This window comes from Candidatus Andeanibacterium sp. (assembly GCF_057143545.1).
On the sequence record NZ_DBNHSF010000217.1, the window covers coordinates 1 to 11,663 of the forward strand.

General features: G+C 63.9%; 15 protein-coding genes and 1 tRNA gene. 6 read left to right on the forward strand and 10 right to left on the reverse strand.

The features are described 5' to 3' along the window. A partial coding sequence (locus tag AC16XC_RS12705) for a formate dehydrogenase accessory sulfurtransferase FdhD (RefSeq protein ID WP_484035030.1) occupies positions 1-259 on the forward strand: 259 nt, incomplete at its 5' end. 169 nt (positions 260-428) lie between these two features. On the opposite strand, the gene AC16XC_RS12710 is transcribed toward AC16XC_RS12705, so the two are convergent. The 3 genes from AC16XC_RS12710 to AC16XC_RS12720 all read right to left on the reverse strand — a co-directional run bounded on the left by AC16XC_RS12710 (position 429) and on the right by AC16XC_RS12720 (position 2,371). After that, the gene (locus AC16XC_RS12710; RefSeq protein WP_484035031.1) at positions 429-1,223 is read right to left on the reverse strand and encodes a hypothetical protein; all 795 of its coding nucleotides are present in this window, start codon (positions 1,221-1,223) and stop codon (positions 429-431) included. Beyond that, a complete protein-coding gene (locus AC16XC_RS12715; protein WP_484035032.1) occupies positions 1,220-1,879 on the reverse strand; it encodes a hypothetical protein in 660 nt (219 codons plus the stop codon). The genes AC16XC_RS12710 and AC16XC_RS12715 overlap by 4 nt, the downstream gene beginning before the upstream one ends. A 72-nt stretch (positions 1,880-1,951) precedes the next feature. After that, positions 1,952-2,371 carry a DUF6152 family protein gene (locus tag AC16XC_RS12720; protein WP_484035033.1) on the reverse strand — a complete coding sequence of 140 codons (420 nt, stop codon included), beginning with the start codon at positions 2,369-2,371 and terminating at the stop codon, positions 1,952-1,954. Positions 2,372-2,451: 80 nt separating this feature from the next. Between AC16XC_RS12720 and AC16XC_RS12725 the strand changes: the two genes are divergently transcribed. Further along, positions 2,452-2,991: a nuclear transport factor 2 family protein gene (locus AC16XC_RS12725; protein WP_484035034.1), complete on the forward strand. Its 540-nt coding sequence runs from the start codon at positions 2,452-2,454 to the stop codon at positions 2,989-2,991. 144 nt (positions 2,992-3,135) lie between these two features. On the opposite strand, the gene metW is transcribed toward AC16XC_RS12725, so the two are convergent. Together metW and metX are read right to left on the reverse strand one after the other, a co-directional pair. Further along, entirely contained in the window at positions 3,136-3,726 is a 591-nt protein-coding gene (gene metW, locus AC16XC_RS12730) for a methionine biosynthesis protein MetW (RefSeq protein WP_484035035.1), read from the reverse strand. Continuing rightward, a complete protein-coding gene (gene metX, locus AC16XC_RS12735) occupies positions 3,723-4,829 on the reverse strand; it encodes a homoserine O-acetyltransferase MetX (protein ID WP_484035036.1) in 1,107 nt (368 codons plus the stop codon). The genes metW and metX overlap by 4 nt, the downstream gene beginning before the upstream one ends. Before the next feature lie 112 nt (positions 4,830-4,941). Between metX and AC16XC_RS12740 the strand changes: the two genes are divergently transcribed. Both AC16XC_RS12740 and AC16XC_RS12745 read left to right on the forward strand, forming a co-directional pair. Beyond that, positions 4,942-6,042, forward strand: a complete 1,101-nt coding sequence (locus tag AC16XC_RS12740) for a pyridoxal phosphate-dependent aminotransferase (RefSeq protein ID WP_484035037.1) — start codon at positions 4,942-4,944, stop codon at positions 6,040-6,042. Continuing rightward, entirely contained in the window at positions 6,039-6,962 is a 924-nt protein-coding gene (locus AC16XC_RS12745) for a prephenate/arogenate dehydrogenase family protein (RefSeq protein WP_484035038.1), read from the forward strand. The genes AC16XC_RS12740 and AC16XC_RS12745 overlap by 4 nt, the downstream gene beginning before the upstream one ends. A 3-nt stretch (positions 6,963-6,965) precedes the next feature. Here AC16XC_RS12745 and AC16XC_RS12750 read toward each other — a convergent pair whose 3' ends face one another. Genes AC16XC_RS12750 through ftsE form a run of 4 tightly spaced genes read right to left on the reverse strand, consistent with a single transcriptional unit; the run spans position 6,966 to position 9,852 of the window. Next, positions 6,966-7,637: a lysophospholipid acyltransferase family protein gene (locus AC16XC_RS12750; RefSeq protein ID WP_484035039.1), complete on the reverse strand. Its 672-nt coding sequence runs from the start codon at positions 7,635-7,637 to the stop codon at positions 6,966-6,968. A 15-nt stretch (positions 7,638-7,652) separates the two neighbouring features. Next, entirely contained in the window at positions 7,653-8,183 is a 531-nt protein-coding gene (locus AC16XC_RS12755) for a YdcF family protein (protein ID WP_484035040.1), read from the reverse strand. Then, on the reverse strand, positions 8,180-9,115 hold the full coding sequence (locus tag AC16XC_RS12760; RefSeq protein ID WP_484035041.1) for a cell division protein FtsX: 936 nt from the start codon (positions 9,113-9,115) through the stop codon (positions 8,180-8,182). Before AC16XC_RS12760 ends, AC16XC_RS12755 begins: the two co-directional genes overlap by 4 nt. Next, on the reverse strand, positions 9,112-9,852 hold the full coding sequence (gene ftsE / locus AC16XC_RS12765; protein ID WP_484035042.1) for a cell division ATP-binding protein FtsE: 741 nt from the start codon (positions 9,850-9,852) through the stop codon (positions 9,112-9,114). The genes AC16XC_RS12760 and ftsE overlap by 4 nt, the downstream gene beginning before the upstream one ends. A gap of 161 nt (positions 9,853-10,013) precedes the next feature. Here ftsE and AC16XC_RS12770 point away from each other — a divergent pair, with 161 nt between their 5' ends. Then, the gene (locus AC16XC_RS12770; protein WP_484035043.1) at positions 10,014-11,018 is read left to right on the forward strand and encodes an MJ0042-type zinc finger domain-containing protein; all 1,005 of its coding nucleotides are present in this window, start codon (positions 10,014-10,016) and stop codon (positions 11,016-11,018) included. Positions 11,019-11,034: 16 nt separating this feature from the next. Here the strand turns inward: AC16XC_RS12770 and AC16XC_RS12775 are convergent, their stop codons facing one another. Next, entirely contained in the window at positions 11,035-11,280 is a 246-nt protein-coding gene (locus tag AC16XC_RS12775) for a hypothetical protein (protein ID WP_484035044.1), read from the reverse strand. Positions 11,281-11,456: 176 nt separating this feature from the next. Here AC16XC_RS12775 and AC16XC_RS12780 point away from each other — a divergent pair. Then, positions 11,457-11,543 (forward strand) — tRNA-Leu (locus AC16XC_RS12780). Positions 11,544-11,663: the final 120 nt, after the last annotated feature.

Consider the following 11,663-nt stretch of genomic DNA (forward strand, 5'->3'; position numbering starts at 1 on the left):
AGATGTCGGGCGGCACAATGCGATGGACAAGCTCGTGGGTGCACTGGCGAAGGCAAGGCAGGACCCCGCGGCAGGCTTTATCCTGTCGAGCGCGCGCTGTTCCTACGAGATCGTCGAAAAGGCCGTCCGCGCGGGGGCGACAAGGCTCGTCACCATCTCGCTCCCAACCTCGATGGCGGTCGAGCGCGCCGAGGCGGCAGGCCTCAGCCTGTGGTGCCTGGCGCGGGACGACAGCGTGCTGGTGGTGAATGGCGGTTAAGGCTGGAAAGCGGGTCTTGAAACGAGCCGTCTCTCACAAGAATTGCGACCGGAATCCATAGTGGCCCTTCGCCCGCTGGAAAGAAGAGTGCGCGGAACCGATCGCGGAGCGCATCCAGCATTTTTGCCGATCGCTGGCGCCTGACGTGCAGGCCATTGTCTGCGGCCAGTTATTCCTCGTCTTCAGCTGCGATATCTTCTGGCTTGGTACAGACGATGCGCGATAATTCGAATCCCTCGCCGGCATAGCGAATGCAGGTCGGCCGATAGATGTCCTGGACGAAATAGGTATTTGCAAATTCCTCCTCGCGCGGGTTTTCCATGCAATCGTAGTCGAACTGGTGGCGCTTCTCGCTCAGCTTCCAGGAGCGCTCGACCGAGAACGGTTCGCTGTAGAATTCCGGGTCGTCGAAGGTGATTTGGATCGCAATGCGCTTGCCGTCGGCGGATTTCGTGAAACGTTCGATCGTGTGCATCCGCGTCCCGGCCGGGATGGCATAGGTGTCGAGTTCGAACCTGCCGTTGTAGCCGATCGTGTCGACTACCAGCGTATCGCCTTCCCAATGACCGACGGAGTCGCCGAGGTAGCTCGGCTCAAGGTCGGCTGGATGTTCCGCGCCTAGCCGAATGCGGCGGTTCATCCGTGGCTCCTCATACAGCAACGTCACTTCGTCGTCGGTTTGGAGGATGGCGATGGTGTTCATCGTCATGACCATGGCGTTGGCCGCGCCTGGGCGGCAGGACGTCCACCCCGTATAGATGATCTGCCCGTTCTTCATCCGTTCGCGATAGCCGTCGACCCTGGCTTTGGCCGCCGGCAGCAGCGGGGGGTCCTTGACCTCGAAGAAGAACCTTTCTGCTTCCCACATCCCGGCCAATTTCTGCGCGTCGGAGACGGTATCCTGCGCCGCGAGCGGAAACGCCAACAGTGCGATGAGCAACCCAGTCGCGAGAAGCCTGCTCATCGTTGCACTTCTTCCGGCAGAGGAATGGCGGGCTTGCCCTCGGCGATGCGGTCGGGACAGACGTCGTCGGTCACGCTCAGGTCTCCTGGCCGATGATAGGTCATCTCGGTCTCCCATGATTCCGAGAAAATTTCGGGGTCAGTGATGCGAAAGCGAATCCGCAGCCGACCGTCGGGCAGGGCTTCGATCCGCTCGTTCAATTCCATGTCATCGGAGTGCGGCAGGCCCGAAGCATCGAGAATCGTGTCGCTGGTCAGGCCGTTCGTGTCGATGACCAGAACGTCGCCTTCCCAATGCCCGACTGGATAGCCCATCGTCTGTGGCAGCAGGGGTTCGACCTCCTCACCGCTCATGTCCACCACCCGATGCCAGCGATACCAGCCGTAAACGAAGCCGATCAAATCGCGGTTGGGAATGATCTCGAACGGGGACGGCATGAACATGATCCGTGGTACACCGGGCCCGGCGCACCAGCGCGTCCGGTCGAATTGTGGCTGTTCGCTGTCGCGGTCAGCCAGATTGGCCCGGTACAGTTCCGCTCCTTCCTCGGTCAGTGGCGGTTCGTCGCCGGAAAGGGTCAAAAGGCGATCGGGAAAGCTGTCGGCGATCCAGGTGCCAGCGATTCCGGCTGCTCCATCCTGGGCTGAGACGGGCATGGCCGCGGCGCAGAGTACCGACGCAAGGAGCGAACCAGCCAGAGTGATTGTCCTCGCCACGGTCACCGGATCCTATTTCGAGGATTCGGCGAGGGGACCCCCGCCGAACCGCGCGGCCACGCCGTCGAGCACTGTCCCATCAGGCAAGGTCAGGTGGCGCAGCGTACCGAAGGTCGTTCCGTTGCGCGCAGGAGCGATATTGAGCTTGATCTTGTCGCCGCGCTTCACGCTCGTCTTGCGCCAACCCATGCCGACGTTGAGCGCCGGGGCCCCGATTTCGATACCCCATTGCGCGATTTTGCCATCCGCGTCGGTCACAAGGACCTGAATGTAAGAATGCGGGTTCGTCCATTGGACTTCCTTGATCGTCCCTTCGAGCAGGACGGTCTTGGAATAATCGAATTCGGCGGTCGAGTGGTGCGCCTGTGCGTTCGTCCCCGCCATTGCCAATAGCAATCCCAGCAGCAGGGTTGCAGGTCTTTCGATTGTCAATTCAGACGCTCCCTGTATTTCCCTTCCCAAGGAAAATGGTCTGGTATGGCGATCATCCGATTGCAAGGGAGAATATATCGATGGAATTCCGCAATCTGGCTTCAGGGATGCTGGCGACAGGAATTGCCATCGTCTTGACCGCTCAACCGGCACTGGCCGGAACCGCCGACGATCGCAGTGACATCGTCGATTTGATGATGCGCTATGGCCAAGTTCATGACTTCGGATCACCGGAAGAATACGCCGGTCTGTTCACGCAGGACGGCGAGATTGCCGTCGGTGAACTTGTCGTCGTCAAGGGGCATGATGCCCTCGTCGGGCAAGCCGAACGTGATCATGAGAGATATTCGATCGAACTGCCCAATGGCGAAACCACCTCGCTCATGCGCCATCTCATATCGAACACGGTGGTCGGCACCATCGACGGCGATCATGCGACCGGCACCAGCTATGTGACCACCATCATTCGCGACGGTGAGGTAGGGCCCAAGATACTCAGTATCGGCCGCTATCTCGACACGTTCGTGCGCGAGAAAGGCCAGTGGAAGATCGCCAGGCGAACGATTGTGATCGATTTCGGCAATCCCGAGCTGGGCCGGAAGTACGGCTTTACGAGATAGGCGAAAGGCCGTCCGCGCGGGGGCGACAAGGCTCGTCACCATCTCGCTCCCAACCTCGATCGCGGTCGAGCGCGCCACGGCGGCAGGCCTCAGCCTGTGGTGCCTGGCGTGGGAGGACAGCGTGTTGCTGGTAAACGCGGGAGGCTAACGGCTTAGCTGGAACACCGCATGCTCCGCACGCCAGTTTGCGCCAGACGAACCGATCTCGCGGTCGTGGGTGAAGAACCAGCTGCCTTCCACTTTCACGCCCTTGGCATCGAGCAGCGCGCGGAAATCGGCGATGGTGAGGTGGTGGATATTCTCGGTCTCGTACCAGCTGACCGGCAGATGCGGCGTCACCGGCATCCGGCCGTTGACCAGCAGTGACAGCCGCATCCGCCAGAAGGCGAAATTGGGAAAGCTGACGAAGGCCCGCCGCCCGATCCGCAGCAATTCGTCGAGCATGTGATCGGGCCGGTTGGCGGTCTGCAGCGTCTGGCTGAGGATCGCGTAGTCGAAGGCGTCGTCGGGATAATCGGCGAGGTCGCGGTCGGCGTCGCCCTGGATCACCGACAGGCCCTTCGAGACGCACAGCTCGACCCGCTCGGGAACGAGTTCGAGCCCGCGCGCATCGGCCCCGCGCTCGTCGCGCAGTTCTTCCATCAGGAGCCCGTCGCCGCAGCCGATATCGAGCACCCGCGCGCCGGCCGGGATGTTGCGGGCGATCACCGCGAGATCGGGCCGCAGCTTGGTCATTCGAGGAAGCCCTTGATCACCCGGTCGAGCGCCGGGACGTCCAAGAGGAAGCTGTCATGCCCGTATGGCGCCTTCAGTTCGACGAAGCTCACCGGCGCGGCCACGGCGTTGAGCGCGTGAACGATGTTGCGGCTTTCGGCGGTCGGGTAGAGCCAGTCGGTATCGAAGCTGACGAGGCAGAAGCGCGTGTCCTTCGCCCCGGCAAAGGCATCGGCGAGCCTCCCGCCATGTTCCTCGGCGAGGTCGAAATAGTCCATCGCCCTCGTGATGTAGAGATAGGCGTTGGCGTCGAACCGGCTGGTGAAGCTGATGCCCTGGTGGCGCAGATAGCTCTCGACCTGGAAATCGGCATCGAAGCCGAAGCTCTTCGCCTCCCGGTCCTGCAGCCGCCGCCCGAACTTGTCGGTCAGCCCGGCTTCCGAAAGATAGGTGATATGCGCCGCCATCCGCGCGACCGCGAGGCCTGCGGTCGGCCCGTCGCCGCTTTCGTAGTAAGCGCCGCGCTGCCAGTTGGGATCGGCCATGATCGCCTGCCGCCCGACTTCGTGGAACGCGATATTCTGCGCCGAATGCCGCGCGGTTGTGGCGATCGCGAGGATCCGCTCCGCACGCTCGGGGAAACTGGCGGCAAGGCTCAGCGCGAGCATCCCGCCCATTGAGCCGCCGATCGCGGTATGTACCTTGCCGATCCCCAGCGCATCGAGCAGCGCGACCTGCGCCCTCACCATGTCGCGCAGGGTGATGACCGGAAACCGCATCGCGTAGGGCTTTCCGTCGGGCGCAAGGCTGGCCGGCCCGGTCGAGCCCATGCAGCCGCCCACGACATTGGCGCAGATGACGTGGAACCGATCGGTATCGATCGGCAGCCCCGGGCCGACCATGCGCGACCACCAGCCGGGCTTGCCGGTAATCGGATGGGTGCTCGCGACATACTGGTCACCGGTCAGGGCGTGGAAGATCAGGATAACATTGGACTTTTCTGCATTGGGCTCGCCGTAAGTCTCGTAAGCGATCTCGACGCGCTCTAGCGCCTGCCCGCTATCGAGCGGCAGGGGATGGGGCAGCACGAGGCAAGTGCTGTCGGAGGCAAGCGCGGTGGCCATGGCCGCGCGAAATGGGGGACGGGCGGATATCTGTCAATTGTCGCCAACGCGGCCCAGGGTGACAAAGCCGGGCTGTCAATCCGGGATCAATGCGGCTATGGGCGCGCGCGACATGGAAAAGCAGCCAATCCCCAAGCCTTGGATCGAATCCATCCACGCTTACGTGCCGGGCAAATCGCGCGCGAAGGACGGGCGCGAACTGGTCAAGCTGTCGGCCAACGAGAACCCGCTCGGCACCAGCCCGGCGGCGCTTGAAGCACGCGCGAAGGCAACAACCCCCTCGCTCTACCCCGATCCCGACAGCACCGCCCTGCGCGAGGCCATCGGGCAGTTGCACGGGATCGATCCCGCGCGGATCGTCTGCGGGACGGGTTCGGACGAATTGCTGAACCTCGCCGCCCTTGCCTATGCCGGACATGGCGACGAGGTGCTCTACGTCCGCTATGGCTTTTCGGTCTACGATATCGCCGCGAAGCGCTGCGGGGCCACGCCGATCGAGGCACCCGACTGCGATTACGGCACGGATGTCGATGCGCTGCTCGCATGCGTGAACCCCAGGACAAGGGTGGTATTCATCGCCAATCCCAACAATCCGACCGGCAGCTATCTGGGCCGGCAGGAACTGTCGCGGCTGCATGAAGGCCTGCCCGGCGACGTGCTGCTGGTGATCGACCAGGCCTATGCCGAATATCTGGCGCAAGGCGAGGAGGACGGCGGACTGGAACTGGCGGCGCGCGAAGCAAACGTCCTCGTGACGCGGACCTTTTCCAAAATCTACGGTCTTGCGGGCGACCGCATCGGTTGGGCAACTGGCGCCCGGCCGATCGTCGATATGCTCAACCGGATCAGGGGGCCGTTCAACGTCACCACCGCCGGACAAGCCGGGGCGATCGCCGCGCTGCAAGACCAGAGCTTTGTGATCCATTCGCGCGAACACAATCTGGCGGAACGCACGCGGTTCGTCGCTTCGCTCGAAGCGCTGGGCAATCACGGGCTGCGCGCCCTGCCGAGCGAGGCCAATTTCGTGCTGGTGCTGTTCGAAGGCGCACTGACCGCCGAGGCCGCGCATGACGGGCTGGCCGCGCGCGGCTATGCGACCCGCTGGCTACCTGGGCAGGGGCTGCCGCAGGCCCTGCGCATCACCATCGGGACGAGCGAGCAAATGACTGAAATTGCTGCTATCCTGCGCGAACTGGCAGAGGAGAATCGATGAGCCCAGGCCCGCCGCCATTCGAGCGTATCGCAATCATCGGCTTGGGGCTGATCGGCGGATCTATCGGCCTTGCGGTTCGCGCCCATTTGCCGAACGCGCGCACGACCGGGTACGACTCCGACGCAGCCGTGCGCGTCCGGGCGAGCGAACTGCGATTGACGGACGAGGTTTGTGAAACGGCCGCCCAGGCCGTGGCCGATGCCGATCTCGTCATCCTGTGCGTGCCGGTGGGGGCGATGGGCGAGGTCGCCCGTGAAATAGAGCCGCATCTGGCCGAAGGCGCGGTTATCAGCGATGTCGGCTCGTCGAAGCAGACGATCCTTGAGGCGCTGGCAGAGGCCTTACCGGGCCGAGTCATCGTCCCGGCTCATCCGGTCGCGGGAACCGAATATAGCGGTCCGGACGCCGGATTTGCGACCCTTTTCCACCAGCGCTGGTGCATCATCACGCCACCCGAAGGGGCCGACCCGGCGCCTGTCGCAAGGCTCGTCGCCTTCTGGGAAGAACTCGGCGCGATGGTCGACACGATGGATGCCAAGCATCACGACCTGGTGCTGGCCGTAACCAGCCATATCCCGCACCTGATCGCCTATACGATCGTCGGAACCGCTTCCGAACTCGAGGATGTTACCCGCAGCGAGGTGATCAAATACTCGGCCGGCGGCTTTCGCGATTTTACCCGCATCGCCGCATCCGACCCGACCATGTGGCGCGACGTGTTCCTCCACAATCGCGACGCTGTCCTCGTGATGCTCCAGCGCTTCCTCGACGATCTCAAAGGGCTCGAAGATGCGATCAGGCGGGCCGATGGCGATACCCTGTTCGAACGTTTCGCCCAGACCCGCGCCATCCGGCGCTCGATCGTCGCGCTGGGGCAAGACGACGCCCGGCCCGATTTCGGGCGCAAGGACCACGAATAGCGCTCAGCGATTGAGGACGTTGATAGCCTGCTGCACGCGCATTTCGACCTCCTCGCGCGGCAGGCCGGGCGGGATTGCCTCGCCGAAGCGATAGGTTATCGCTCCGCGCCGCTTCCAGCGTCGGTGGTACAGCGGGCCGCTGTCCACCGCGACCGGGACGACCGGCAGGCCCAGCAGCTTGTAGATCCCCGCAAACCCGGATCGCAATGGGGGGCTTTCACCGTGCCGTATACGCGTGCCTTCGGGAAAGATCGCCAGCGGTCGTCCGCTGGCGGCGAGCCGCCGGGCCTCCGCCAGCATGAATCGCAGGGCCTTCGCCCCCTCGCTGCGCGCAACCGGAACCGAACCGTATTTCCTGGCCGCCCAGCCCCAGATCGGGATGCGATAGAGCTCTTCCTTGGCGAAGACGACCGGATCCTTGAGCAGGACTCCGAGATTGATCGCCTCGAAGAAGCTCTCATGCTTGTGCGCAACCAGCACGCCCCCTTCAGGAACCCTGCCCTCGATCACCACCTCGATGCCGAGCAGGTGCCTGACACACCACAGGTGAAAGGCGCACCACGCATTGGGGATTACGCGGAAAGCCCTTCCCGAAAGCGGCAGGGTGAGTGCCACGAGCAACAGGAGCACCGCAGTCCCGCCATAGAACGCGAGATAGAAGGCCAGGCTCCGCATCACCTGCCCCATCGATTACACCGGCAAATGCTGCGAAAGGAAACTGGCGATCAGCTTGTGATATTCGAGCACGAGTATCCTGAGGCTCGGGGTCGAAGACGTTGCATCCTCGACGATCCTGACATCTGCTGGAAGCGACGATGCCAATTCGAGCGAAGCCCGGCGCATGTGCCAATTGGTCGTAACCAGCCGCAGGGATTTGTAGTCCCGCCGGGCTATCCATTCGGCCGTCTCCGCCGCGTTGCCCTTGGTGTCTTCCGCCGCCTGCCCCAGCGTGATGCAGCATTTCATCAGATCTTCCTCGACTGTATATTCGGCGGCGAATTCGGCCGGTTTGACTTCCGGATCGACGCCGGTGACCAGCAATTGCCGCGCCTCGCCTGCGCGCAGGACCTCGAGGCCGCGGTCGATCCTGCCCTTGCCTCCGGTCGGGACCACGATCGCGTCGGTCTTCTCGGAACCGGCGGGCCCCGGCAAGGTCAGCGCGAATGCCACGAAGCCGATCGCCCAGAGGCTGAACAGGGATGCGATGAGTCGCAGGATCACAGCATTCGCCTAAGAGCCGAGAGGACAGTCAGACGTGCGGTAAATAGGGCGATCAATACCCCGACCAGCGGAATCGCGGCTATGATCAGCCAGTCGGTCAAATGCAGGCCTCCGCCGGCAATCATCCCCGATCCAAGCGCTGCAAATTGCCCGCCGAGCAGCAATATCGCGGCCAGGCCGAGGCCGAGCCCCACCGCGCCGCCGAGCACGGCATCGTAGCCGACGGAGCGCTGGAAAATCCCGGCGATCTGCCCATCCGTCCCGCCAAGCAGATGCACGATTTCGATCGTCCCGCGATTGGAGCCGAGCGCACTGCGCGAAGCCAGCCAGACGGCCGCGGCGCTGGTGGCTGCGAGCAGGACGACGAGTCCCCCCGCCAGCCACTGCAGCGAACCGATCGCGGAAAAGACCGGCCCCAACCAGCTCGACTGGGCGTCCACCCGTGCCGCCGGAGCGCGGCCCGAAAGCAGATTTCTCACCGCCGTGAGCCTCTGGTTGGTCACCTGGCCTTCCAGGCGCACGTCGATCAGGGCGGGAATCGGAATATCTTCACCGATCGCGCCCATTTCGCCCAGCCAGGGTTCGACCAGATCGCCCAACTCGCTGTCCGGAATCCGCTGGACCGATTCGACTCCATCGAACCGCGTGAGCAGCGCGACAGCCGCCCTTGCCTGCCGCTCGCGCTCCTCTGGAGCCGCTTCGACGATCTGGACAGTCAGGCCGCCGCGCAATTCGGCCCTCGCCGCATCGGCGAGATTGGAAAGCGCCAGCCCTCCGGCAGCGGCAATCGTGGTCAGGGCGATCATGATCGCGATAACCCACGGCATGGGGCCGGACAGCCTTGCCTGCGGCACCAATTGTGCCGCCCGCTCCCCGCTGAAACTCGCGAGACCGCGCGAGACCGCGCGCGCCAGGACCGGAGGGCGCTTCACGCGGCATCCTCCTCGTCGGGCACGAGAATCCTGCGCGGGGGATAGCGCAAAGCGCCTGTGGGATCGCCGAGCCTGCCCTTGTCGAGCCGCATGATCAGCGAATCCGGGACCTTCTTGAGCAAATGGAGATCGTGGGTCGCAACGACCACCGATGTCCCCATGCGGTTGAGCGCCTCGAACAGCCGCAACAGTTTCAAGGCCATGTCGGGATCGACATTGCCGGTCGGTTCGTCGGCAACCAGCAGGTCGGGCCGGCCGATCACCGCGCGGGCAATGGCGACGCGCTGCTGCTCACCGCCCGAAAGCGTCGCCGGACGCGCATCTGCCCGGTCGCCCAGGCCGACCCATTCGAGCATGTCCGCCACCGGTTTCTGGAGCTCGTTTTCCCGCACCCCCGCAACCCGCAAGGGCAGCGCGACATTGTCGAAGGCAGAGAGATGCGGGACCAGCCGGAAGTCCTGGAACACCACCCCGAGCCTGCGCCGGAAAGATGGCAAGCGGTTGCGCGGGAGGGTGATTACATCGGTCCCGAACATGCGGATCATCCCGCGCGATGGGCGCTGAGCAAGATAGAGCAATTTGAGGAGCGAGGTCTTGCCGGCGCCGCTTGCCCCGGTGAGGAAATAGAAGCTGCCAGGATAGAGCGCGAAGGATACGTCGCTCAGCACCTCCTTGCCGGTTCCATAGCGCAGGCCGACATTGTCGAACTGGACAATCGTGTCCGGAGAGCCGCTCATGGCGTATCCGGCTCATCGATGCCGGTCGAAAATGGGCGGAACTCTGCCATGTCGCGCGGGCTATAGCGGGTGATCGATGTGGAAAAAAGCCACTGCCGGGCACCCTCCACATCAGCCAGCCCTTGTTGACCACTGGGCTAAGTGCTTAACAGCATTGCACCATGATCATCGCCTGCCCAGCCTGTTCGACGCGTTATGTCGTTCCCGACAGCGCGATTGGCGTCGAGGGCAGGACTGTGCGGTGCGCCAAATGCAAGCATAGCTGGTTCCAGGACGGCACGGAAATCGAACGGCCGCCGAGCGCAAGGCCGAGCGAACAGGAAACACCGCCGCCCGCTCCTCCGCCCCCGCAGCCCGAGCCGGAACCCGAATCCGGACCCGACACTCCGCCCGAACCCGAACCCGAGCCGGTCTCGTGGCCGGAGCCGGGACCGGATGCCCCGGCGGTACCCGATGCCGAACCAGCAGAGGACGCCCGTCCAGGATTTGCGGAGCAGGTCTTGCCGGGTGAGACCGAGCCGGTCGAGGAGCCGGAGGGGGAAGCGGCCGTCGACGAACCTGAATTCGAAGCGGAGCCGGAGGGGGAAGCTGGGCCCGGGGCGGACGAGGCGGAGGAGAGCGCCCCCGAACCGCCGCAATCGCTAGCCGATGCCTCTCCGCCTCCGGTCGAAGAGGACTACGGCACGCAAGACGAATACGAATACTCACAATTCGATCACGAGCCGCCCTTCCGTGGCCGCCGCAACTGGGTGAAGCTGTGGACCATCGTCGCGGCGATTTTTGCGCTGTTCGCGATCGGGACCGTAGTCGCGGTCAGCTATTGGGGCCTGCCGGAATGGGTCCCCGTCGACCGGCCCGAATTCGGCCCCGACCAGCCAGACCTGACGTTCGATTTTCCGGCCAGCGAACAGGATCGCAGGCAATTGCCGAGCGGCACCGAATATTTCACCGCCAATGGCACGATCACCAATAATGGCGCAGAGACGCGGCGGGTGCCGGTCCTGCTCCTGAAGCTGCGCGATGAACGCGAGCGTGTGGTGTTCGAAACCGAGATCAACCCGCCCAAGCGGACATTGGCGCCGGGCGAAACCGTGCGCGTGAGGTCGGGCATTCCGGATGTCCCACGCTCGGCGAGGGTCGCCGAGATCGGATGGAAGCCCGAATAGCGCCCGATCCGCGAACCTACTGGAATTCGATCAGGACTCGATCGCCCGCGCGCCTGTGGTTCCGGTAAACCGGCGCATCGCCATCGATCGAGGCCGTTGCATTCCCGGCGCCATCGCGCAGCGATATCCGCGCCGATCGCAGGATTGTGGCCGTGGCTGTCGCGGTTGCGGTTGCCCGCGCAGCACCCGAAGACGAAGCGCCCGGTTGTTGGGCCTGTCCAGCCACGGTGGCAGCGAGAATCAAGGCGGCGGCAAAGCTCATGCGCGAAAGGTTGACGCTCGATTCACCATCCTCGCAAGGAAGTTGTTTACCGCGTCTCGCAGCGGGACTCCGGATCGGCCGGATTGCAGGTCAAAGGCCGCTTGCAGCGCCTATCGAGCTTTGCTAGGGGCGCGCTCCTACCCCGCGGGGAGCGGTCCATGCTCCTTGTCGATTATGCGGTCGTGGCGGAACTGGTAGACGCGCAACGTTGAGGTCGTTGTGGGCGAAAGCCCGTGGAAGTTCGAGTCTTCTCGACCGCACCAGTCCCCAAGAACCATTGTCACCGGACAGCGTCGGGCGGGCTGGCGCGAGCTACGCAAAGATTGGCAGCGACCGCTCGATGAACCAATAGGCGGCCGGGATGCCCAGCGCATAACCGGCAA

Excerpts from the sequence above, each read along its gene's own strand:
- AC16XC_RS12710 (WP_484035031.1), bottom strand. The coding sequence starts at position 1,223 with ATGAGCAGGCTTCTCGCGACTGGGTTGCTCATCGCACTGTTGGCGTTT.
- AC16XC_RS12715 (WP_484035032.1), bottom strand. The coding sequence starts at position 1,879 with ATGCCCGTCTCAGCCCAGGATGGAGCAGCCGGAATCGCTGGCACCTGG.
- AC16XC_RS12725 (WP_484035034.1), top strand. The coding sequence starts at position 2,452 with ATGGAATTCCGCAATCTGGCTTCAGGGATGCTGGCGACAGGAATTGCC.
- metW (WP_484035035.1), bottom strand. The coding sequence starts at position 3,726 with ATGACCAAGCTGCGGCCCGATCTCGCGGTGATCGCCCGCAACATCCCG.
- metX (WP_484035036.1), bottom strand. The coding sequence starts at position 4,829 with ATGGCCACCGCGCTTGCCTCCGACAGCACTTGCCTCGTGCTGCCCCAT.
- AC16XC_RS12740 (WP_484035037.1), top strand. The coding sequence starts at position 4,942 with ATGGAAAAGCAGCCAATCCCCAAGCCTTGGATCGAATCCATCCACGCT.
- AC16XC_RS12745 (WP_484035038.1), top strand. The coding sequence starts at position 6,039 with ATGAGCCCAGGCCCGCCGCCATTCGAGCGTATCGCAATCATCGGCTTG.
- AC16XC_RS12750 (WP_484035039.1), bottom strand. The coding sequence starts at position 7,637 with ATGCGGAGCCTGGCCTTCTATCTCGCGTTCTATGGCGGGACTGCGGTG.
- ftsE (WP_484035042.1), bottom strand. The coding sequence starts at position 9,852 with ATGAGCGGCTCTCCGGACACGATTGTCCAGTTCGACAATGTCGGCCTG.
- AC16XC_RS12770 (WP_484035043.1), top strand. The coding sequence starts at position 10,014 with ATGATCATCGCCTGCCCAGCCTGTTCGACGCGTTATGTCGTTCCCGAC.
- AC16XC_RS12775 (WP_484035044.1), bottom strand. The coding sequence starts at position 11,280 with ATGAGCTTTGCCGCCGCCTTGATTCTCGCTGCCACCGTGGCTGGACAG.